The 2,462-nt window shown below is 40.3% G+C and carries 1 protein-coding gene and 2 pseudogenes; all 3 read left to right on the top strand.

The window, feature by feature from the left end:
• Positions 1-568: flagellin (locus H4J65_RS00145; RefSeq protein ID WP_259367449.1), on the top strand; the 568-nt coding region annotated here is incomplete at its 5' end.
• A gap of 807 nt (positions 569-1,375) precedes the next feature.
• Positions 1,376-1,744, top strand: a pseudogene (locus H4J65_RS00150) (REP-associated tyrosine transposase); the annotation flags it as partial.
• Positions 1,745-2,076: 332 nt separating this feature from the next.
• Positions 2,077-2,462 (top strand): annotated as a pseudogene (locus H4J65_RS00155) (flagellin); the annotation flags it as partial.

The raw sequence follows: 2,462 nt of genomic DNA on the forward strand, positions 1-2,462 counted from the left end.
AGCAGAAGACTTGGGTAAGGCGGGTTACGATACATCAGTGAGTACAGCCGGTGTTATTTCGATTAGAGCAACCGGTGTTGCTGGCATTGATATTTCAGGGGCGACTGCTGCAGATACAGCATTAGGCGGAACCGATAGTTCAGCCGGTACTTCAAGTTTTTCATCTAAATTAGAATTAAGTAGTAATGACACATTCTCAATTTCAGGTACGACGGGAACTATTTCAGGAGATACAGGCTCTACTCAAACTAAAGTATCTTCATTAGATATATCAACAGGTGCAGCCAGTGCACAAAGTGCACTGGCAACTATCGATTCGGCATTGGCTCAAATTGATAACCAAAGAGCTGATTTAGGTGCGGTGCAAAACCGTTTTGACTATACCATCAGTAATTTAGCTAATATTCAAGAAAATGTATCAGCGTCACGTGGCCGTATTCAAGACACTGACTTTGCGGTAGAAACAGCAAACTTGACCAAGAACCAAATCTTGCAACAAGCGGGTACCTCAATTTTAGCGCAAGCGAATCAAATACCGCAGGCGGCCATTAGTTTAATCGGTGGTTAATTTCATCCGTTAACAAATAGATTAACCGCATTAATAGGCTTAATATAAAAACCGAACTTACGTTCGGTTTTTTTGTTTTTATGATTTGTTTTTTCGTGATGCGTAGGTTTTTTTGTAGGGCGTGCAGCGCTGTTGTAGGGGCGACTTCAGTCGCCAGATAGCTGATATCAAAATACCCTCTTATTCCGTTTATGCTCGGGCGAATAAATTCGCCCCTACAAGGGTTCATAATTCGCATGGCGTGCAGGACTTTTGTAGGGGCGACTTCAGTCGCCAAATAGCTGATATCAAAATACCGTCTTATTCCGCTTATGCACAGGCGAATAAATTCGCCCCTACAAGGGAGCATCAGTCGCATGGCGTGTTGGGCTTTTTGTAGGGGCGACTTCAGTCGCTCGATAGCTGATATCAAAATACCCTATTATTCCGCTTATGCTCAGGCGAATAAATTCGCCCCTACAAGGATCATAATTCGTATGGTGTGTAGGGAATTTTGTAGGGGCGACTTGAGTCGCCAGATAGCTAATATCACAATACCGTTTTATTCCATTTATGCTCAGGCGAATAAATTCGCCCCTACAAGGCGCATAGTTCGCGTGGCGTGGAGGGCTTTTGTAGGGGCGACTTCAGTCGCCAAATAACATTTTAGAAGTTATATCCACATATCCGACTATAATAAAAATACATTGCATCAAAAGGATTTTGACTATGTCATGTAATAACCTCATGAAAGGAAGATCATCATTCAAACATCATATTTACCATATAACAGCATGTACAGAAAATCGTTAGGCCTTTTTTCATAACTTCCAATATGCTCGCCTTTTGATAAATGAAATGACGACATTAGTAGCGAAACAAGAGATAAGCTCTATTACCTGGGTAATTATGCCAGACCATTTACATTGGTTATTTCAATTAACGTCAGATAACAATTTATCAAAAGTTATGCAAACATTAAAAGGGCGTAGTTCAAGGGCGATTAATCGGTATGAAAAAGGGGCAGGTTTTTCATGGCAACGCGGTTTTCATGATCACGCCATCAGAACCGAAGAAAATTTATTAGCCGTATCACGTTATATTGTTGCGAACCCATTACGCGCAGGTTTAGTTGATCATGTCGGTAATTATCCGTTTGGGGATTCAGTGTTTTTACAAGATGAAACAGGCGAATAAATTCGCCCCGACAGGCTCGTTTGTTCTGTAGGGGCGACTTCAGTCGCCAAACACCGAGCATTAAAACGCAGAAATTATTTTTCAATGTCATACCCAGGCGAATAAATTCGCCCCTACAAGCTCGTGTGTTCTGTATGGGCGATTTCAGTCGCCAAAATGGCTTCAAACATTAATTATTAAATAAATTCATAAAAAGTTTAAAGTTATTTTAAGGGCTGCCGTTAAAGTATTTAGAACGGGTGCTTTAAAATTTAAATATTACTAAATTTAAGTTCCTGACTTATTAAATTGTTTAACTAACGTATTACATATTGTAATCAGGAGTTTTAAAAATGGCTATTTCAGTAATCACCAATACTTCATCATTAAACGCACAACGTAACTTAACTAAATCTAGTAATGATTTGGCCACCTCAATGGAACGTTTATCATCGGGTATGCGTATTAATAGCGCCAAAGATGACGCGGCTGGTTTGCAAATTGCAAACCGTTTAACTTCACAAATTAATGGTTTAGGTGTCGCGCAACGAAACGCTAACGACGGTATTTCAATGGCGCAAACCGCAGAAGGTGCTATGTCAACCTCAAGTGACATTTTACAACGTATGCGTGAATTAGCCCTGCAATCATCGAATGGTTCAAATAGTCAGGATGACAGAGATGCCATGCAAAAAGAAGTTGGCGCATTACAAACTGAGTTAACTCGTATTGCTGAAAC

The sequence above is a fragment of the Colwellia sp. MB02u-9 genome, from assembly GCF_014077085.1.
Classification (GTDB): domain Bacteria; phylum Pseudomonadota; class Gammaproteobacteria; order Enterobacterales; family Alteromonadaceae; genus Cognaticolwellia.